This is a genomic window from Actinoplanes sp. NPDC048791 (assembly GCF_040650095.1).
Classification (GTDB): Bacteria; Actinomycetota; Actinomycetes; order Mycobacteriales; family Micromonosporaceae; genus Actinoplanes.
The window spans coordinates 1-1,427 of sequence record NZ_JBEZGQ010001544.1; the positions used below are offsets into that span (position 1 = coordinate 1).

2 protein-coding genes are annotated in these 1,427 nt (G+C 75.3%); both read right to left on the reverse strand.

Going from position 1 to position 1,427, the window contains the following annotated elements; all coding sequences use genetic code 11:
* A partial coding sequence (locus AB0C29_RS48320) for a dynamin family protein (protein ID WP_360835093.1) occupies window positions 1-384 on the reverse strand: 384 nt, incomplete at its 3' end.
* A 39-nt stretch (window positions 385-423) separates the two neighbouring features.
* On the reverse strand, window positions 424-1,427 hold a 1,004-nt coding region (locus AB0C29_RS48325; protein ID WP_360835095.1), incomplete at its 5' end, for a TDT family transporter.

Genomic DNA, 1,427 nt, shown 5'->3' on the forward strand with positions numbered 1-1,427 from the left:
CTCCACGCTGCGCGGCGCCCGCGCCCCGGCCGCCGGAGCCGCGCCGGTGACATGCCCGCTGAGCTGGTCGAACGGCACGGTGACGGCATCCACTGAGCCGTCCTCGGCGGGCACGTGCAGGGTGACCGAGGGCTCGGTGCCGTAGCGCAGGACGGTCGGCACGGCGGTGACGACGTCCGGGTCCACCGGGCACACGTCGGTGCGCAGCAGGGCGTTGACCAGCGTGCTCTTGCCCTGCTTGAACTCGCCCACCACCGCCACGGTGACGTCGCCGCGCTGCAGCTGGGCGGTCGCGCGGTCCAGCCGTTCGGCGAGGTCGGGCCGGTCGTGGGCAACGGCCAGGCGGCGTGCGCCGGCCAGCTCGGCGAGCAGGTCCGTGGCCAACGACTCCCTCACTCATCTCGACGCAGCCCTGCTCAGAGGCTACGCGGGCGGTGCCGGCCGGATGAGCTCACCCCGGCGCACCGCGCGCAGCGTGCGGACGGCGACGACCGACCAGGCGGCCAGCAGCATCGCATAGAGCGCCACGGCGAGGGCGGCCGGCAGGGCCGACGGGACGCGGGTGGCGAGCCCGCTCGCGCCGGTCACGACCGTGCCGACCGGGAACGTGAAGCTCCACCAGGTGAGCGAGAACGGCAGCCCGGCCCGGGCGGTGCGCACGGTGATCACGGCGGCCAGGGCCGCCCAGCACAGAGCAAAACCGAGCGCCGGTACGCCGTAGAGCAGCACCAGCACCTGCGCGGCGGTGGCGTACGGCTCACTCAGCACACCGTCGGCGGCGCGGCCCAGCAGGTGCACGGCGGTGACCGACTGACCGACCGGCCCGAGCACGATCCACCACGTCGGCACCATCCGGGCCGCGCCGGGGCCGTACGAGACGAGCCGGCGCCAGAGCCGGACGAACACCAGCGCCGCCGCGACCAGGCTCAGACCGGCCATCGCGTAGCAGGCCGCCAGCAGCTCGACGGGCCAGGGAACGTGCGGCACCAGCAGCGCGCCGGTTGCCGCCGACACCATCGGCGACACGACCGGCATGAGCCGGCCACCGAAAGCCGTGCCCGGTCCCGGCCGGTGCCGGGTGACCATCCGGTACGGGATCACGACAGCGACCGCCAGCCCGAGCAGGGTCCCGGCCGTCCAGAGCACCACGTCCACCGCGACGGCGGCGGACTCGCCGATCCAGTCCCGGCCCAGCAGCAACGTCCCCGCGCCGACGGTCAGCAGGGCCATCGGCGGCGCGCCCCAGAACTGTTCCGAGACGACGTCCCCCGCGTACGCCCGCCGGTGCCGGACCGCGGCGGTGACCAGGACGACCAGCAGGACCGAGGCCAGCGCCCAGACCACGGTGGCGAGCGCCCGCAGCCCCGGCACCTGCAGCGGCAGTGCGGCCGCGGCCGTGGCGACGATGCCCGTGCCCATGACACTGG